Annotated in this window: 15 protein-coding genes; 8 read left to right on the top strand and 7 right to left on the bottom strand. The window is 65.4% G+C overall.

Annotation, left to right across the window (positions count from 1 at the left end; all coding sequences use genetic code 11):
* Positions 1-142 precede the first annotated feature (142 nt).
* A complete protein-coding gene (locus tag F562_RS19995; protein ID WP_083915456.1) occupies positions 143-1,321 on the top strand; it encodes a serine/threonine-protein kinase in 1,179 nt (392 codons plus the stop codon).
* 95 nt (positions 1,322-1,416) lie between these two features.
* On the top strand, positions 1,417-2,796 hold the full coding sequence (locus tag F562_RS0102100; RefSeq protein WP_018155262.1) for an NAD-dependent succinate-semialdehyde dehydrogenase: 1,380 nt from the start codon (positions 1,417-1,419) through the stop codon (positions 2,794-2,796).
* Positions 2,797-2,864: 68 nt separating this feature from the next.
* Here the strand turns inward: F562_RS0102100 and F562_RS0102105 are convergent, their stop codons facing one another.
* From F562_RS0102105 to F562_RS0102120, 4 genes are all read right to left on the bottom strand, one after another.
* The gene (locus F562_RS0102105; protein WP_018155263.1) at positions 2,865-4,130 is read right to left on the bottom strand and encodes a hypothetical protein; all 1,266 of its coding nucleotides are present in this window, start codon (positions 4,128-4,130) and stop codon (positions 2,865-2,867) included.
* Between the two features lie 107 nt (positions 4,131-4,237).
* The gene (locus F562_RS0102110; RefSeq protein ID WP_018155264.1) at positions 4,238-5,683 is read right to left on the bottom strand and encodes a VWA domain-containing protein; all 1,446 of its coding nucleotides are present in this window, start codon (positions 5,681-5,683) and stop codon (positions 4,238-4,240) included.
* The gene (locus tag F562_RS0102115; protein ID WP_018155265.1) at positions 5,676-6,548 is read right to left on the bottom strand and encodes an AAA family ATPase; all 873 of its coding nucleotides are present in this window, start codon (positions 6,546-6,548) and stop codon (positions 5,676-5,678) included. Before F562_RS0102115 ends, F562_RS0102110 begins: the two co-directional genes overlap by 8 nt.
* 26 nt (positions 6,549-6,574) lie before the next feature.
* Entirely contained in the window at positions 6,575-7,288 is a 714-nt protein-coding gene (locus tag F562_RS0102120; protein WP_018155266.1) for a GAP family protein, read from the bottom strand.
* 54 nt (positions 7,289-7,342) lie between these two features.
* On the opposite strand from F562_RS0102120, the gene F562_RS17735 reads away from it, so the two are divergent.
* From F562_RS17735 to F562_RS0102140, 4 genes are read left to right on the top strand one after another with little or no spacing between them, the layout of a single operon-like run.
* Positions 7,343-8,539, top strand: coding sequence for a sensor histidine kinase (locus tag F562_RS17735; RefSeq protein ID WP_083915430.1), 1,197 nt, complete (start codon positions 7,343-7,345; stop codon positions 8,537-8,539).
* Positions 8,539-9,192, top strand: a complete 654-nt coding sequence (locus tag F562_RS0102130; RefSeq protein ID WP_018155268.1) for a response regulator — start codon at positions 8,539-8,541, stop codon at positions 9,190-9,192. Before F562_RS17735 ends, F562_RS0102130 begins: the two co-directional genes overlap by 1 nt.
* A 60-nt stretch (positions 9,193-9,252) precedes the next feature.
* Positions 9,253-10,794 (top strand): alkaline phosphatase D family protein, encoded by a 1,542-nt coding sequence (locus tag F562_RS0102135; protein WP_026180934.1) that lies wholly within the window; start codon positions 9,253-9,255, stop codon positions 10,792-10,794.
* A 58-nt stretch (positions 10,795-10,852) separates the two neighbouring features.
* Positions 10,853-11,263, top strand: a complete 411-nt coding sequence (locus tag F562_RS0102140) for a VOC family protein (protein WP_018155270.1) — start codon at positions 10,853-10,855, stop codon at positions 11,261-11,263.
* Here F562_RS0102140 and F562_RS0102145 read toward each other — a convergent pair.
* A complete protein-coding gene (locus F562_RS0102145) occupies positions 11,248-11,682 on the bottom strand; it encodes a MerR family transcriptional regulator (protein WP_040385161.1) in 435 nt (144 codons plus the stop codon). The genes F562_RS0102140 and F562_RS0102145 overlap by 16 nt on opposite strands.
* A gap of 71 nt (positions 11,683-11,753) precedes the next feature.
* Here F562_RS0102145 and F562_RS0102150 point away from each other — a divergent pair, with 71 nt between their 5' ends.
* Both F562_RS0102150 and F562_RS0102155 read left to right on the top strand, forming a co-directional pair.
* Positions 11,754-12,935: an acyl-CoA dehydrogenase family protein gene (locus tag F562_RS0102150; RefSeq protein WP_026180935.1), complete on the top strand. Its 1,182-nt coding sequence runs from the start codon at positions 11,754-11,756 to the stop codon at positions 12,933-12,935.
* Positions 12,932-14,482, top strand: a complete 1,551-nt coding sequence (locus F562_RS0102155) for an acyl-CoA carboxylase subunit beta (protein ID WP_018155274.1) — start codon at positions 12,932-12,934, stop codon at positions 14,480-14,482. Before F562_RS0102150 ends, F562_RS0102155 begins: the two co-directional genes overlap by 4 nt.
* A 254-nt stretch (positions 14,483-14,736) precedes the next feature.
* On the opposite strand, the gene F562_RS0102160 is transcribed toward F562_RS0102155, so the two are convergent.
* The gene (locus F562_RS0102160; protein ID WP_018155275.1) at positions 14,737-15,204 is read right to left on the bottom strand and encodes a hypothetical protein; all 468 of its coding nucleotides are present in this window, start codon (positions 15,202-15,204) and stop codon (positions 14,737-14,739) included.
* A gap of 54 nt (positions 15,205-15,258) precedes the next feature.
* Positions 15,259-15,885, bottom strand: coding sequence for a Maf family protein (locus F562_RS0102165; RefSeq protein WP_018155276.1), 627 nt, complete (start codon positions 15,883-15,885; stop codon positions 15,259-15,261).

Raw genomic sequence — 15,885 nt, forward strand, 5'->3', positions numbered from 1 at the left:
AAATGCTGGTGTTGGACTCTCCACACCGGTGTTTTGTCCCGACTCGATGTATGCGGAGCGTGCGTCGACCTCCCGCCACGGTGAGGCGGGCGCTGCCGCCGCTCGCCTAGTCTTGGTCGAGCAGTCGGAAGGAGAACCGGGCGTGGGCGAGGTCTTTGCAGGTCGCTATGAGCTGATCGACATGATCGGCGAAGGCGGTATGGGCGCGGTCTGGCGGGTGCGGGACCTCAAGCGGGACCGCATCGTGGCGGCCAAGGTTTTGCGTCAGTCGGATGCGGGGTCGCTGCTGCGGTTCATGCGCGAGCAGGGTGTGCGCATCCATCACCCGCATGTTGTGACGCCGCTCGGCTGGGCGGGCGAAGACGATCAGGTGTTGTTCACGATGCCGATCGTCGAGGGCGGCTCGGTCGCGGATCTCCTCAAGACGTCCGTCGTGCTGCCGCCGCGCTATGGGGCCGAGATCTTGCGTCAACTCCTGTCGGCGCTCGATGCCGTCCACAGCGCTGGAGTCGTGCACCGCGATATCAAACCTGCCAACCTCTTGCTGGATGCAACGGGCACCCAGAAGCCTCGCCTGTGGTTAACCGACTTTGGGGTGGCGCTTCCCGTCAACGAGCCCCGACTTACCGCCGTGTCCATGGTGATGGGTACGCCGGGCTACCTCGCGCCGGAGCAGTTGCGGGGTGCTGAACCCGACCCGACCGCCGATCTGTATGCCGCCGGGATGGTCGGCTTGCAACTCGCCACCGGGCATCGTCCGCGTCCGCAGATGCGTACCGAGCGACTCGATTTGCCGCCTGCGCCGCGCGACGTGCCGCGGCCGCTATGGGACCTGCTCATCCGACTCGCGGACCCTGACCCGTCGGGCCGCCCGGCCTCAGCACGCGCTGCCTTGCAGGAGTTGGACGATCCGAACCTGACCTGGCAGGACCAGCAGGCGGTGAACATCTCGCGGCGCATGCCCGACTTGACCGGAGTCTCCGAGGGTGAGTTCCTGCGGCCGGGTGAGGGCGACGGCACGACGCCGCAGTCCTCGGCATCCACAACGGTGTCCCCTCAGGCGGCCACGACTCATCAACCGGTGGGGGCCGCGTCCACCTCGGGAAAGGGCCGACTGCTGGCGCTGGTTGCCGCAGGAGTGATCGCGGTCGGTGCACTCGGTGCGACGTGGTGGCCGCGGTCCGGCGAGAGCCCCGCGCCAGATGTGGCCCAGCAAGGCGGCACGTGTGGTTGGTGGGACGCGGGCGCGACCGCGCGGGACGCCGACGGCACCTCGTTGCGCTGCCGTGCCGAGGGCAGCACCTTCACCTGGCAGGAGTGAGCTCCCCGGCCGATGTCCGATGTGCAGGTCTGACGTTACGGTGGAGGCGTTGATTCACGTCCGGGTCACGACTCAAGCCCCACAGGAGGACGCTCATGTCCATGTACCGCATCGTCAACCCCGCCACCGGCGAGCTCGTCGAGGAGTTTCCCACCGCGACCGATGACCAGATCGTTGACGCCCAGCAGCGCAACCACCAGGCCTTTGCCGAGTGGGCCGCGCGGTCGGTGACGGAACGCGCCGGGGTTCTGACAGCGGTGGCGGACGCCTATGCCGAGCGTGCGGACGAGCTGGCCGAGATCATCAATCTCGAGATGGGCAAGGCGGTCCCCGAGGCCAAGGGTGAGATCAAACTCTCGGAGATGATCTACCGCTACTTCGCCGACCACGCCGAGACCTTCCTCGAGGACGAGCCGCTGCGCGGCACCGAAGGTGAAGACAAGGCGTGGATCCGCCGCAAGCCGGTGGGTTCGATCTTGGGCATCATGCCGTGGAATTTCCCCTACTACCAGGTGGCGCGGTTCGCGGCGCCCAACCTGGCGCTCGGCAACACCATCCTGCTCAAGCACGCCCCGCAGGACCCGAAGTCGGCCGCGGTCATGGAGGAGATCTTCCACGCGGCCGGCGTACCGGTTGACGCCTACATCAACATCTATGCGACCAACGAACAGGTCTCCGACGTCATCCTGCCGTCGCCGCTGAACCAGGGTGTGTCGGTCACCGGGTCCGAGCGCGCTGGGTCTGCGGTGGCCCAGGCCGCCGGCAAGAACCTCAAGAAGGTTGTGCTCGAGCTTGGCGGCTCGGACCCGTACATCCTGCTCGACACCGAAGACGTCAAGAAGACGGCGAAGGTGTTCTTCCGGTCGCGGATGGGCAACGTGGGGCAGGCCTGCAACAGCCCGAAGCGGATGATCGTGATGGACGACGTCTACGACGACTTCGCCGCAGAGTTGACTGACTTGGTCAAGGCGGCCACCCCGAGCGACCCGACCGCCGAAGGCGCAGCCCTCTCGCCGCTGTCGTCGATCGAGGCGCGGGACCGCTTCCTCGACCAGGTTGACGCGGTCGCGGCTGATGGCGCCAAGGTGCTTGCAGGTGGGCAGCGGTATGACAGCGCGAGCGCTCACGTACAGCCGGTCGTGTTCGAGGGCGTCGAGCCAGGAAAGCGCGGCTATCACGAAGAGCTCTTCGGTCCGGCGTTCATGCTCTTCCGCGCTTCGAGCGAAGACGAGGCGATCAAGATCGCCAACGACACCCCGTTCGGGCTGGGCTCGGCGGTGTTCTCCAGCGACATCGAGCGCGCTGAGCGTGTCGGATCGCAGATCGAGGCCGGCATGGTGTTCCTCAATGCGCCCGAGAGCTCGCGAGAGTTCTTGCCCTTCGGTGGCGTGAAGCGCTCCGGTGTGGGGCGTGAGCTCGGCCCGCTGGCCATGGATGAGTTCGTGAACAAGCAGATGGTGTTCAAGAAGGGCTGACCGTCCGCCGCCCCCATAGGCACATCGGGCTCGAGGTCGACACCGACCTCGGGCCCGATCTGTGTCTGTCAGGCCTGGCCGCGCCGGAACCACACCACGACTACACCGAGACCAGCCAGGACGATCAGAGTCACCCCGACCTTGAGCACAAGACCGAGGACGCTGCCCGAGTTCTGGCCCTCCCCGCTGATCTGACCGACCGGCGGAGCCCCGACCTGCTGACCGTCGGAGGTGAAGCTTGGCCCGGCGGTCGCCTGGCCTTCGGTGCGGACGGTCAGCAGCGTCGGCATCGGCTTCGGGTTCTCCGGGAGCTTGCCGTCGGCGACAGAGCTCGGCGCCACCCGCAGGGAGACGACGTACCACCCGGGCTGGGTCGTCCAGACAGCGTTCTCCAGGGCAGTGTCGGTGATGGCGGCGTCGCGGTTAGCCCACCGCACCGGTGCGGTGAACGCCGAGAGCTGCTTCGGGTCGGACTCGCTGGTGCTGGAGACATAGGCCGTGGTTTTCTCGCCAAGCCCGACCGACACACCTTGTGGGCTGACAATGTCGAGGTCGACGTTGAGGTCGACCGGTGGCTGGTATCCGGTGCCGTTGGCGGGGACCTGCGCGGCCACGTCGAGTCGCTGGCCCCAGCCGACGTGCACCTTATAGAACGCACGTGCTCCTGGGACGACCTCGACCTTGGTCCCGGTGTCACCAGACAGGGGTGCCGCGGTGTGCGGGGTGGTCCCGGCCGCAACGTCTTTGTCGTCCTTGACCGGCAGCGGCCTGGCCTTGAGGTCGGACTCCTTGACGGCAGGCCCGAGGTCGCCCTCGGCCTTGGGCTCGCGGCTGTAGGTCAGTTCGACCTTGAGCGGTTCGGACGCTGTGGTCTCATCGTCCGATCCACGAGAGATCTGCAGCAGCAGGTCCTCGGCGGTGCCGCACGAGGCGTTGGTGGGCGGGTAATCGACGCGCTCGCTCTCCTTGCCTTCGAGGACCACCGCTGGGCTTAGACCATCGCCCGGGTTGCTTGCCGTCGCGGAGTCGGAGTCACAGGAGGTCTCGCCGTCGGGAAGCATCAGGTCGAAGGTGAGCGCGTCGCCGACCTTTGGTCCGGAGATGGCATACCCGGTCAAGACGACGCTCTCGCCGAGGGCCCGCGACAGGCGCAGGTAGCGAGCGTCGGTGTCAGCGGGGACCGAGAAGCGGTACTGGCCTGGTTCGATCTTCTCGCCGGACCCGGCTGCCGTCTGCGGCTTAACCTCGGGGGCCTCCGGGCCGGGACCGGCACTCGCCGCGCTGACGCTGACGAGCGTGAGAGCGCAGGCCGCGGCTAGTGCACGGATCTTCACAGGTACTCCTTGGCGGGCGAGGTTCTCCGAGCAGCCACGATACGGCGTACCCGCTACAGGCTGGCGCTGGTGCGGGTGGCCTGGCGGTTCACGCAGCGTCTCGCTCGTTAGACCGCGAGCGTGCGGCCGACGAAGGTACGCAACTGCTCTACGTTTCGGCATTCGTGCATGTCGACGATGCCCGAATACTGCCCTGCAATGGAGTCGCCGGTGTCCCAGGATCGGACCGGTTCCGGATTGAGCCACACCACCTGGCGCGCCTGGTCACGGATGGCTTGCAATGCTGAGTGCCGCGGCAACCCGTAGTTTGACCGCGCATCGCCCAGGATCAGCACCGTCGTCCGTGGGCCGACGGCGTCAAGGTGCCGTTCGGTAAAACTATCTAGGGCTTGCCCATAGGAACTGCCGGCGCCCCAGCCCAAGACCTTGCGGGTACGCAGCGCCGTCGTCACCACGTCGTCGGCGAGTCGGTCGGCATCCAGGACCAGGTCGGTGATCTCGTCGGTCGTGCTGACGAAGGCAAAGACTCGGAGGCGCCGGAACTGGGTAGACAGCGCCTGCATGAGTGCCATGGTGAATGCGGAGAATCCCGCGACCGAGCCGCTGATGTCGCACAGGAGAACCAGGTCTGGGCGGTGTGGGCGGCGGTGCGCATAGGCCGGGTCGATCGGTATGCCGCCGGTGGAGAGCGACCGACGCAGCGTCTTTCGGACGTCGACCTGGCCGCGGCTTTGTGCACGTCGGCGGGAGCTAAGCCGAGCGGCGAGTCGCTTGGCCAACGGGTGGATCGTGGCGCGCAACTCTTCAAGGTCCTTGCTGCCCGAAGAGAGGAAGTCACGGGTCTCCACGGAATTCCGGACCGCATAGTCGGCGATCCGCTCGGTACCGCGGACCTCGGCATTGCGACGTCGCGCCTCGGCCTCTACGCTTCGCCTGAATTCGGCTATAGCAGAACGCAATTCGTCGCGTTCGAAGCGGTCTTCAAAGCGGGGAGAGCCTGAGCCTCCGCCCGATCCCTCAGAACCCCCACCGGACGTGCTCGTGGCACCTCCTTCGCCGTCACCCACGAGGCTGCCCGGAGACCTGCGTTCCAGGGCGTCAGCGATGGCGGTCTGGGGCGCAAGGCGATCCAGCGCCTGCGCGGCCGACCAGCCCGGTTGACGATCCAGCGCGCCGAGGCGTTCAAGCGTCAAGGCGGCGAGCCTATCGAGTGCTTCAGCGTCATGGCGGGCCAGCGCGTCGGCGAGAAGATCGCGAAGCGCGGTGGAGACGTCTCGCTCGTCTCCCTCCGGCAACTCAGGCTGATGGTCTGTACGGGCGCCCAGCGCCGCCGGAAAATAGAGGTCGAAGACCTGGTCGAACACGGCGCGTTCGCCGGAGCGGCGAAGGAGAGCGCTGGCCAGACCGGTGCGCAACCGTTCCCGATCATCCAGCCCGAGGACTCGTACCGCGCGGCCAGCATCCGCAATGTCTGACGTCCCGACGGCGAGGCCGTGCCGACGCAACGCCGCCGACATCGCGACGAGGCGTTCGGTGAGCCCAGTTTCAGGCAAGGACGCGGTCCAGGTCGAGATCCGCGATCACCGTGCTGACGTCTCGTTGGTGCTTCAGGACCACGCCGAGGCTCGATTTGACCGTCTCAGCATCGAGCTCGGAGGCGCCGAGCGCCAGGAGAGTGCGAGCCCAGTCGACCGTCTCGGCGACCGATGGTGATTTGCGCAGGTTCATGTCGCGCAAGGCTCCTACGACGCGAACGATGGAGGCGGTCATGGTCTCGGCGAGGTCGGGCACCTGAAGCTGGACGATCTTTCGCTCCAGGTCGGGGGTGGGGTAGTCGACGTGCAGGAAAAGGCAGCGACGCCGCAGGGCTTCAGAGAGCTCACGGGTGGCATTTGAGGTGAGAACGACCAGAGGGTGCGTTCGCGCGGTGACCGTTCCCAACTCAGGGACGGTCACCTGGAAGTCGGAGAGAATCTCCAGGAGTAGCCCTTCCATCTCCTCGTCGGCTTTGTCCAATTCGTCGACGAGAAGCACGACGGGCTGCTCGCTTTGGATCGCTGCGAGGAGCGGGCGAGGGAGGAGAAACTCCTCGCTGAAGATGTCCGAACGCACACTGTCCCAACTAGATTCGCGCTCAGCAGTGATGCGCAGGAGTTGCTTGGCGTGATTCCACTCGTAGAGCGCCCGAGATTCGTCAACGCCCTCGTAGCACTGCAATCGGACCAGGTCGCGGCCGGTCGCGCGGGCGAGCGCCTTGGCGAGTTCGGTCTTTCCGACCCCAGCAGGGCCTTCAACCAGGAGCGGTTTGCCCAGGGTTGAGGCCAGATAGACGGTGGTCGCGATGGCATCGGAGGCGAGGTAGTCGGACGCGGCCAACCCATTCCGGGTCGAGTCGACGGAGCTGAATGGGGTGCTCATACCCTCATCCTGCCGTGTGCCGGGGATCAGCCCTGACTCAGGCGCTCAATGAGCGCGGTGAGACCCGCCGGGCCTGCTGCGGAACGAGCGATGAGGAAGCCAGCAATGCCCACGATCCAGGCCGTGGTGTCCGCGCCGTTCTTCTCCATCCACGCAGCGATGCGACGAAGCACTGGTTCGATCATCGACCGCGCGCCAAGCCGGACTGCGAGCAGAGCCAGGGCGGGAAGCACCATGACAAGGCAGTACGCCGCGAGTAGCGCGAGCTGCGTTGGCGTCGCAAGGTCCGCCGTCGCCAGGAGTCCGATCGCCGCGAGATAGGGCAGCATCGTCGCCGCCTCCAGAACGCCCGCGACCAGTGCCAACCCCACCAGGCCCCACGGCCCAGACTCATCGGCCATGATCCGGTCCTGCCCACGAGTCAATCGTCCGGGCCCGGCCGTGTCCCGCTTTCCCATGAAGAACGAGCCGATGAGCATGGCCAGCCCGACGACCAGCAGGATGCGTGCCCCGACGGGGGTTGCGGCTGCCGAGCTGAGGTCGCCCAGCCAGGCACGTCCGCCGAACAGGAGAACAGTTCCGAGGGCGAGGTAGAACGTGGCGATGGTGCCGAGGTAGAGCAGATAGCGCGCGACGCATACCCCGTGAGGGCGCAACAAGAACAACACCGGCAGCAGCAGCGTGCCGATGCTCGTCGAGTCCACGATCGCTAGCACCACCAGGGGGCCAATAAGGGTCATTCCTGAAGCGCATCATGTGGGTACGCGGGTGCGCGTCCGCGAAACGAGTGAGACATGAGCGCACATGTCATTCCAATGGATGACCTACTCACCGCCGCGTGGAGAGAGAATGAGGCCATGGCGGTAGCCCACCCAGACCAGCGAGTAGCGCGTCGTGATGCGCTGACGGCGGGCGCGATCCTGATCGCGGGCCTGGCTGCGATCGCGGTGGGCATCACCGGGGACGTCGCGGTGCTCGGCGCAGCGTCACCGTGGTGGCACGCGATTCCCCTGATCGTGGGCGTCCTCGCGATCGCGGCGCAGCGTCGATGGCCTCGGGTTGCGCTCGCGGTGGGCGTGGCCTGTCTTGGCGTCGACGGCTTGAGCGGTTGGAGCCTCGGGACAGCCTTAGTGGCGTGGGAGGTGCTCTACACCGCGTCGTTGAGGTTCCCGTGGACATGGGTGAATCGACTGCGCCGAGGCGCGATCATCCTGGCCCTAGGTATCACCGTCGCGGTGGCCATCGTGACCCAGGATGTGCGCACGGTCGCCAATGTGGGAGTGGTGGTGTTCGCGGTCCTTGGAACACCGATCTGGTGGGGCGTTGACGTCCGGCGGCAAGCTGATATCGCCACGATGGTTGAGGAGAGAGCCGACCATGAACGCGACGAAGCGGTCCGCGCGGAGCGCGGGAGAATGGCTCGCGACCTCCATGACGCGGTCGCTGGTGACCTGTCCTCGATCTCGTTGCACGCCGAGGCGGCTTTGCGGCAGACCGCACCGGAAGATGCGACATATGAGTCTCTCGCCACGATCCGGCGGTCAGGGGTCCGCGCGATGGGCGAGCTCAGCACCATGATCAGCTTGCTGCGGCGCGACGCGGCCGATGACGTGGTTTCGGCTCCAGGCCTCGACGAACTGGGGAGCCTGGTCGATCATGCGCAAGCTTCTGGCCTACGGGTGCGGGTGAGTCGACATGGCGAGACCCCACTTCCATTGGCCGTCGATCACGCGGCATACCGCATCGTGCAGGAATCTCTGACCAATGCCGTACGCCATGGCGGCCCCGGCGAAGTCGACCTGCGATATGTGGCTGGTCGCGATCTCGAAGTCGAAGTTCTAAGCCCCACGACCCGTGCCGACGCAACGCGCGGGAGCGGATTGGGCCTGGTGACCATGCGCGAGCGGGCAGAGGGCCTTGGTGGTTCTTTCGAGTGCGGCGAGCATCATGGTCGGTGGCGGGTCTACGCGCGAATGCCTCTGCAATCATGATGGATTCACCAGTTCGGGTGCTCATTGCCGACGACCATGAAGCCATCCGCGCGGGACTGCGAGCGATCCTCAGCGCGGAGCCTGACATCGAGATCGTGGGCGAGGCGGCGGACGGCGAGGCGTGCGTACTCAATGCCCGAGCGTTGCGTCCCGATGTGGTGCTCATGGACGTACGCATGCCGCGTCTGGACGGCATTGCTGCCACAGAGCAGATCGTGCGGGAATCACTCGCGCAGGTCCTGGTGCTGACAACCTTCGGTCTGGACGAGTACGTCACCGGCGCGATCGTGGCGGGTGCCGCTGGCTATCTGCTCAAGACGACGGACGGGCCGAGTCTGATCGACGCCGTCCACCGGGTGGCACGCGGTGAAGGAGTCCTTTCGCCCGAGGTGACCCGCCAGGTGATGTCCGCAGCCGCCGCCGTACGTCCGGCCCCGACCCTGGAACCGCCAGCTGAGTTCGGGGAGCTCACCGAACGTGAACGCGAGATCCTTGTGGGTCTTGGCCGCGGACTGTCCAATATCGACCTTGCGCGAGATTTTGGAGTCTCGGAGGCGACCGTGAAGTCACACGTTTCTCGCGTTCTGGCCAAGCTCAACTGCCGCTCGAGAGTGCAGGCCGCGCTGCTGGCACGCGATGCCGGCCTGGTCTGAGTCGATTGCCCGACACCTTGTGGTCGCCGCTTAGTCATACGTTCCGGAAAGGGTGGTGGGATGGTCCAGGTGAATCGCAGAACCGTGATGTCCGGAGCGTTCGTGGCGGCGAGTGCCGGGGTGTGGGGGCCGCGCGCTGCGGCGACTCCACATGTGGTCCGGCGGGGGCGGCCGAGCCTCCCAAACGGAGTGATGTCGGGCGATGTGAGCACTCACACGGGCACCGTGTGGGCGCGGAGTGATCGGCCCGCCAGGCTTTTTGCCCAGGTAGGTCGTGGCCGAGACCGCCACATCATTCGCGGACCGTGGGCGACACCAGCGACTGATCTCACCGCGACGATTGACTTGCGGCGGCTGCGCCCTGGATGTGATCAGGATGTCCAGTTGTGGTTCGAGACTGGCGATGGGCTGCGCGGCGAACGGCAGACCGTGTCGTTTCGCACCGCACCCACTCATCGGGCGAGCCAGAGCTTTGTCTGGTCGGGGGACACCTGTGGCCAGGGATGGGGCATTAATCCGGATGTCGGCGGCATGGTCGGATACCGCGCGATGCTCAATACCCGGCCGGACTTCTTCATCCACTCCGGAGACACGATCTATGCTGACGGGCCCCTGGCTGACAAGGTCGTGGAGCCCGATGGTCAGATCTGGCGCAACATCCTCATCCCTGAGGTCACCAAGGTCGCAGAGACGTTGAGTGAGTACCGCGGTCGCCACCGTTACAACCACCTCGACGACAACCTCCGCACCATGTACGCCCAGGTGCCGGTCCTGGCCCAATGGGACGACCACGAGACGGTCAACAACTGGTACCCGGGCGAGATCCTCGATGATCCGCAGTACACCGAGAGGCGCGTCGATGTCCTCGCCGCTCGTGCTCGCAAGGCATGGTTCGAGTGGCAACCGCTAGGCGACCAAGACCGGCGTGGTCAGCGGACAAGTGATGGGCGAAACCGCATCTACCGCAAGGTTTCTCGCGGCCGAAACCTCGATGTCTTCTGCGTCGACATGCGCACATACAAGAGCACAAACACGAGCAACGTGGAGAAGCACCGGGTTCCGGTCTTCGGACGGGAGCAACTGTCGTGGTTGATCCGGGAGCTTCGCCGATCGCGGGCGACCTGGAAGGTCATCGCAGCGGATCTGCCACTCGGTCTCGTGATTCCCGATGGGGAGACGGCCTTCGAGGGCCTCGCCAACGGCGAACCAGGGGCTCCACTCGGGCGCGAGCACGAGATTGCCTACCTCTTGCGGGAATTGAAGAGACACCAGGTGTCCAACCTGTTGTGGGTGACTGCAGACGTGCACTACTGCGCGGCGCACCATTACGACCCGGCTCGTGCCGCCTTCACCGACTTTGACCCGTTTTGGGAACTCGTTGCGGGCCCGATCTCTGCGGGCGCGTTCGGTCCCAGCGAACTGGACTCGACGTTTGGTCCGACGGCCGTGTTCCGCAAATTCGGGACGACGAACCAATCGCCGCGCAAGGGCGACGCCCACTTCTTTGGGCATGTCGACGTCGCAGATGACGGACTCCTGACCGCGAGTCTTCGAGATATCACCGGTGCGGTGCTGTGGCGCCGGGATCTCCAGCCGGTGTGACGGAGTTCGCACCCTCGTGACTTGCTGGTAGACCCCTGTTTCGTGCTGCACTTGAGGCATGACACCGAGTACGTCGTCGCGACCAAAATGCACCAAGCCGCACCTCAGCGGCTGGATTGGGGTCGTGCTATCTGCCGAGAATGCCCAGGAGTTGGCGCATTTCTATCGGGACATGCTCGGCTGGCCATTGCATGACGATGAGCCGGACTGGTGCACAATGCAGATTCCCGGCGCTGCGGCCAACCTCGCGTTTCAGAGTGAGCCCAACTATCAGCGGCCGGCCTGGCCCGCCACCGGCACTCAGCAGCAGATGATGCTGCATCTCGACATCGGCGCAACCTGTCTGTCAAAGGCCGTGGGCTCCGCCGAAAAGCTTGGTGCGACTCTCGCCGAGTCTCAGCCGCAATCAGACGTTCGGGTGATGTTCGATCCGGCCGGGCACCCATTCTGCCTTTACGAAGACGCCTGAGAATCCGTCGCTTTCGGGGAGTTATCGACGCCTAAGGCGTTGAGGTCCGCGCGACACCGGACGGTCAGTGAGTCGAGTTCGGCGAGGGATTCATCGATGTCCTGGCGGCGCTGCTCGAGTTCTTGGCGACGCTCGGCGATCTGCTCCAACAGGTAGGTGAGTTGTCCCTGCTCGCCGGGTGTCTCGTCGTACATGTCGATGATCCGGCGAATCTCCTCGAGATCGAAGCCGATGCGCTTGCCGCGCAGGATCAGTGCGAGGCGGGTTCGATCGCGCCGGTGGAAGACGCGTACGGTCCCACGTCGTTCGGGTGAGATCAGTCCGATCTGCTCGTAGTGCCTGATGGTTCGATGCGTGACTCCGAATTCGTCCGCTATCTCGCCGATGTTCCAGGTCTGATGTGTCACCCCGCTTGTCATGACGTCGAATCATGCTTTACGTTGACGTCAACGTCAAGCAGGCGGGGATACGTCAGAGAGGTCGGCCAACGGTGTTCGAGCTGAGCAGGGACCACGAGGAATTTCGCCGGGTAGTTCGCGATTTCGCCGAGCGCGAGGTTGGTCCGCACATCGAGCAGTGGGACCGTGATCATCATTTCCCGTCCCATCTGGTGCCCCAGATGGGGGAACTCGGCCTCTTTGGGATGGTCGTGCCCGAGGAGTACGGCGGCGCGGGCCTTGAGGAGGGTGGCTTCACCTACCTGTGCCTGGCCATCGAAGAACTTGGCCGAGTCGACCAGTCCGTGGGGATCACGTTGTCGGCCGGGGTGGGCCTGGGGATCAACCCGATCTTGACCTACGGTAGCCCGGAGCAGAAGCAGCAGTATTTGCCGGACTTAGTCGCAGGGAAGACCCTCGCCGGATTTGGTCTGACCGAGCCGGAGGCTGGCTCGGATGCGGGTGCGACCAAGACCCGTGCCGCGTTGGCGGATGGGCAGTGGACCGTCAATGGTTCAAAGGCCTTCATCACCAACTCGGGTACAGATCGAACCTCAGTGGTCACCGTGACTGCGCGAACAGGCGAGACCGCGGACGGGCGCCCCGAGATTAGCGCCATCATGATTCCTTCTGGCACAGAGGGATTCACCGTCGAACCGGCGTACCGCAAGTTGGGTTGGCATGCCTCCGACACTCACGGATTGACCTTCGAGTCGTGCGCGGTACCCGAGGAGAACCTCCTCGGCGAGCGCGGGTCTGGATTCAAGCAGTTCCTGAAGACACTCGATGACGGCCGGATTGCGATCAGCGCGTTGTCTGTCGGTCTGGCGCAGGCGTGCCTGGAGGCAGCGACCGACTATGCGAAGACGCGCATCGCGTTCGGTCGGCCTATCGGTGTCAACCAGGGTGTCTCGTTCCAGGTCTCTGACCTGGCGGTGATGGTCGAGGCGGCCCGGTTGCTGACCTACAAGGCGGCTTGGCTTAAGGACGAGCACGATGCCGGGCGGCGGTCGGTGGCTGAGGTGAAGCAGGCGGCAGCGATTGCCAAATTGCACTCCACCGAAGCGGCAGTGACCGCGACGCGAATCGCGACACAGATCTTCGGCGGCAACGGCTTCATGGAGGAGTTCCCCGTGACACGCTTCTATCGCGATGCCAAGATTTTGGAGATCGGCGAAGGGACCTCGGAGGTGCAACGCATGGTGATTGCCCGCGGGCTAGGACTTCCGCAATGAGTCAGCCCACTGACCCGCACGTGGTCGACGTTCGTGCGCGGTTGGAGGCGTCGTACGCCGCGACGGAGGAGCCCACCGAGAAGGCCAAGGCCAAACTCGACAGCCAAAACAAGCTCTACGTCCGGGACCGCATCGCCTTGCTCTTTGATGAGGGAACGTTCGTCGAAGACGGCCGCTACGCCAACGCCAGCGCCGAAGGACTCCCCGCCGACGGGGTCGTGACCGGGCGCGGCATGGTCGACGGGCGCGCAGCCGTCGTCATCGCGAATGACCCTGCGGTGAAAGCAGGTTCGTGGGGTGCGCGAACTGTCGAGAAGATTGTGCGCGCCACCGAGACTGCGCTGCGCGAAGAACTTCCGGTGTTCTGGTTCGTGGACTCGGCAGGCGCTCGGATCACTGACCAGGTGGAGATGTTTCCCGGTCGGCGGGGCGCTGGTCGCATCTTCCACAACCAGGTAGCGCTGTCGGGCAAGGTCCCGCAGATCTGTTGTCTCTTTGGCCCGTCCGCGGCCGGTGGCGCCTACATCCCGAGTTTCTGCGACACCATCATCATGGTCGAAGGAAATGCGTCGATGTACCTCGGCAGCCCTCGCATGGCCGAGATGGTCGTGGGGGAGAAGGTGTCGTTGGAAGAGATGGGCGGTGCGCGAATGCACTGCACTGTCAGCGGAGTTGGCGACCTGCTTGCTGAGGATGACACCGAGGCCATCGAGCTGGCCAAATTGTTCTTCTCCTATGTTCCGAGCACCTGGCACGACGACGTGCCGAGGTACGAATCTGAGGCGCCGGCCGAGCCGCTCAGTCGCGAGACTGTGCCACAAGTCGAGTCGCAGCCATTCGACGTGCACGACGTCATCGACGGACTGGTCGACGACGACAGTTTCTTTGAGGTCAAGCCGCTGTTCGCCGCCGAGCTCGTCGTCGGATTCGGGCGCATGGACGGCCAAGCGGTCGGCATCGTGGCCAACAACTCGGCCGTGAAGGGCGGGGTGCTGTTCACCGATAGTGCCGACAAGGCCGCGCGGTTCATTTGGATGTGCGATGCGTACGGCATTCCCCTTCTCTACCTCGCGGACGTCCCGGGCTTCATGATCGGCTCGGAAGTCGAGCGCGGCGGCATCATTCGTCACGGGGCCAAGATGGTGTCGGCGGTCGCGTCGGCGACCGTTCCGCAGTTCTGCGTCGTGCTCCGGAAGGCCTATGGCGCTGGCCTGTATGCGATGGGTGGGCCGGGCTTCGGGCCGGACGCCACCCTGGCGTTGCCGACTGCACGCATCGCGGTGATGGGTCCTGAGGCAGCGGTCAATGCGGTCTATGCCAACAAGATCGCTGCGATTGAGGATGAGTCTGAGCGCGAGGCCTTCATCGCGGCCAAGCGTGAGGAATATGTCGCCGATGTGGACATCGAGCGACTGGCGTCCGATCTCGTCATCGACGGGATCGTGGAGGCGGATGCCCTGCGCGATGAGCTCCTCCGCCGCCTGGCGTATGCCCATCGCCGCGACCGCCACTTCTCCACGCGGAGGCGGTCCATCCCGCCGGTGTGATCCGTACCGATCCGCCGGTCGATGGCTTATGGAAGGCCGAGATCGTCTTTTCCAGGTAGGCCCATGCACTGCGCCGTAGTACTCGGCGACCACGCGCTGGTCCGGCCAGAGGAAGTCGACGCAGGCCAGCCAGCCCGAACGGTCGTAGAGATCGGCATTCAAGTGCGGCTCTGGCAGACCCCATGCGGCAAAGTGCAGGCGGGTCCCCGCCGCCGTCGCGCACCAGCGACGACCGAGCTGAGGCGATCAAGGTCTCATCCGTCGCGGTTCAGGATGGGGTCGCCAGCTTGGACGAGTTGGGTGAGAGTCAACGCCGGTGCGAGGTCACACCAGGTGTCGCCGAGATCAGTAACGCTCAACCCGTTTGGCAGGTGCGCGATGCGACGATCGGCAACGTGGCCAACAACTCCGCGGTGTTCGATGCGGTGGCGATCCGAGGAGACCACCTGGTGAACGACCCTGTCTCTCTCCATGTGTAGCGGCAGCGGGAGGTGCCACAGCACGCCGGCGGTGTGATGGCTGAAAGCAGCCGTCGGCGTGACCCGTTGCAGCGCGCGGAGTTGGGCTAGCCGATCGTCGACGAGGCCGGCCGGAAGACGTACGCCGTGGAAGGGTGCCACCAGGTCGCGAGCGTGGGTGCGTCCTTGTGAAACCCCCAAGGCGCGAGCCTCGGCCACGGTGAAGGGCTCGGGTAGGGCTTGGGGCAAGGGCGTACGCAGCATCCAGCGACCTTGGCAGATCGGGCATACGCGCGCTCTTGGCTGTCCACCGGCGGGTCAGGGGGTACGCAGGTCGTGCCAGGGGATGTCGAGCTCGCCGAGGAGCTCTCGCAGCAGTGGCAAGGACACCCCTACGACGTTGTGGTGGTCGCCTTCGATACCGGTGACATACGCGCCGCCGAGGCCATCGATGGTGAACCCGCCGGCCACGTGGAGGGGCTCGCCGCTGGCGACATATGCCTCGATCTCTTCATCGCTGAGTTTGGCGAAGTGCACCGTGGTGGAGGCTACCGCGCCCAGCGTTGCGCCGGTGCCGTCCTCCCGCTCGTCGATGAGCCAGTGCCCGCTGTGCAGGACGCCAGACCGGCCGCGCATGCGGTGCCAGCGATCAGTCGCCTCGGCTACGTCAGCTGGCTTGCCGTGCACCTCGCCATCGACCTCCAGCACCGAGTCGCAGCCAAGCACGAGGGTGTCCTCCTCGACCTTGGCCGCGACGGCCTCGCACTTGGCCCGGGCCAGGAGGAGGGCGACATCCTCGGCGGCCAGCGGTCCATGGCTGTCTTCGGCGCGCGCGAGAGTTGCCGGCTCATCCACGTCCGACACCTGGACCGTGGGCTCTATTCCGGCAGAGCGCAGCGTGGCTAGACGGGCGGGGGACTTCGAGGCGAGTGTCAGCGAGGTCAT

This window comes from Demetria terragena DSM 11295 (genome assembly GCF_000376825.1).
Lineage (GTDB): Bacteria > Actinomycetota > Actinomycetes > Actinomycetales > Dermatophilaceae > Demetria > Demetria terragena.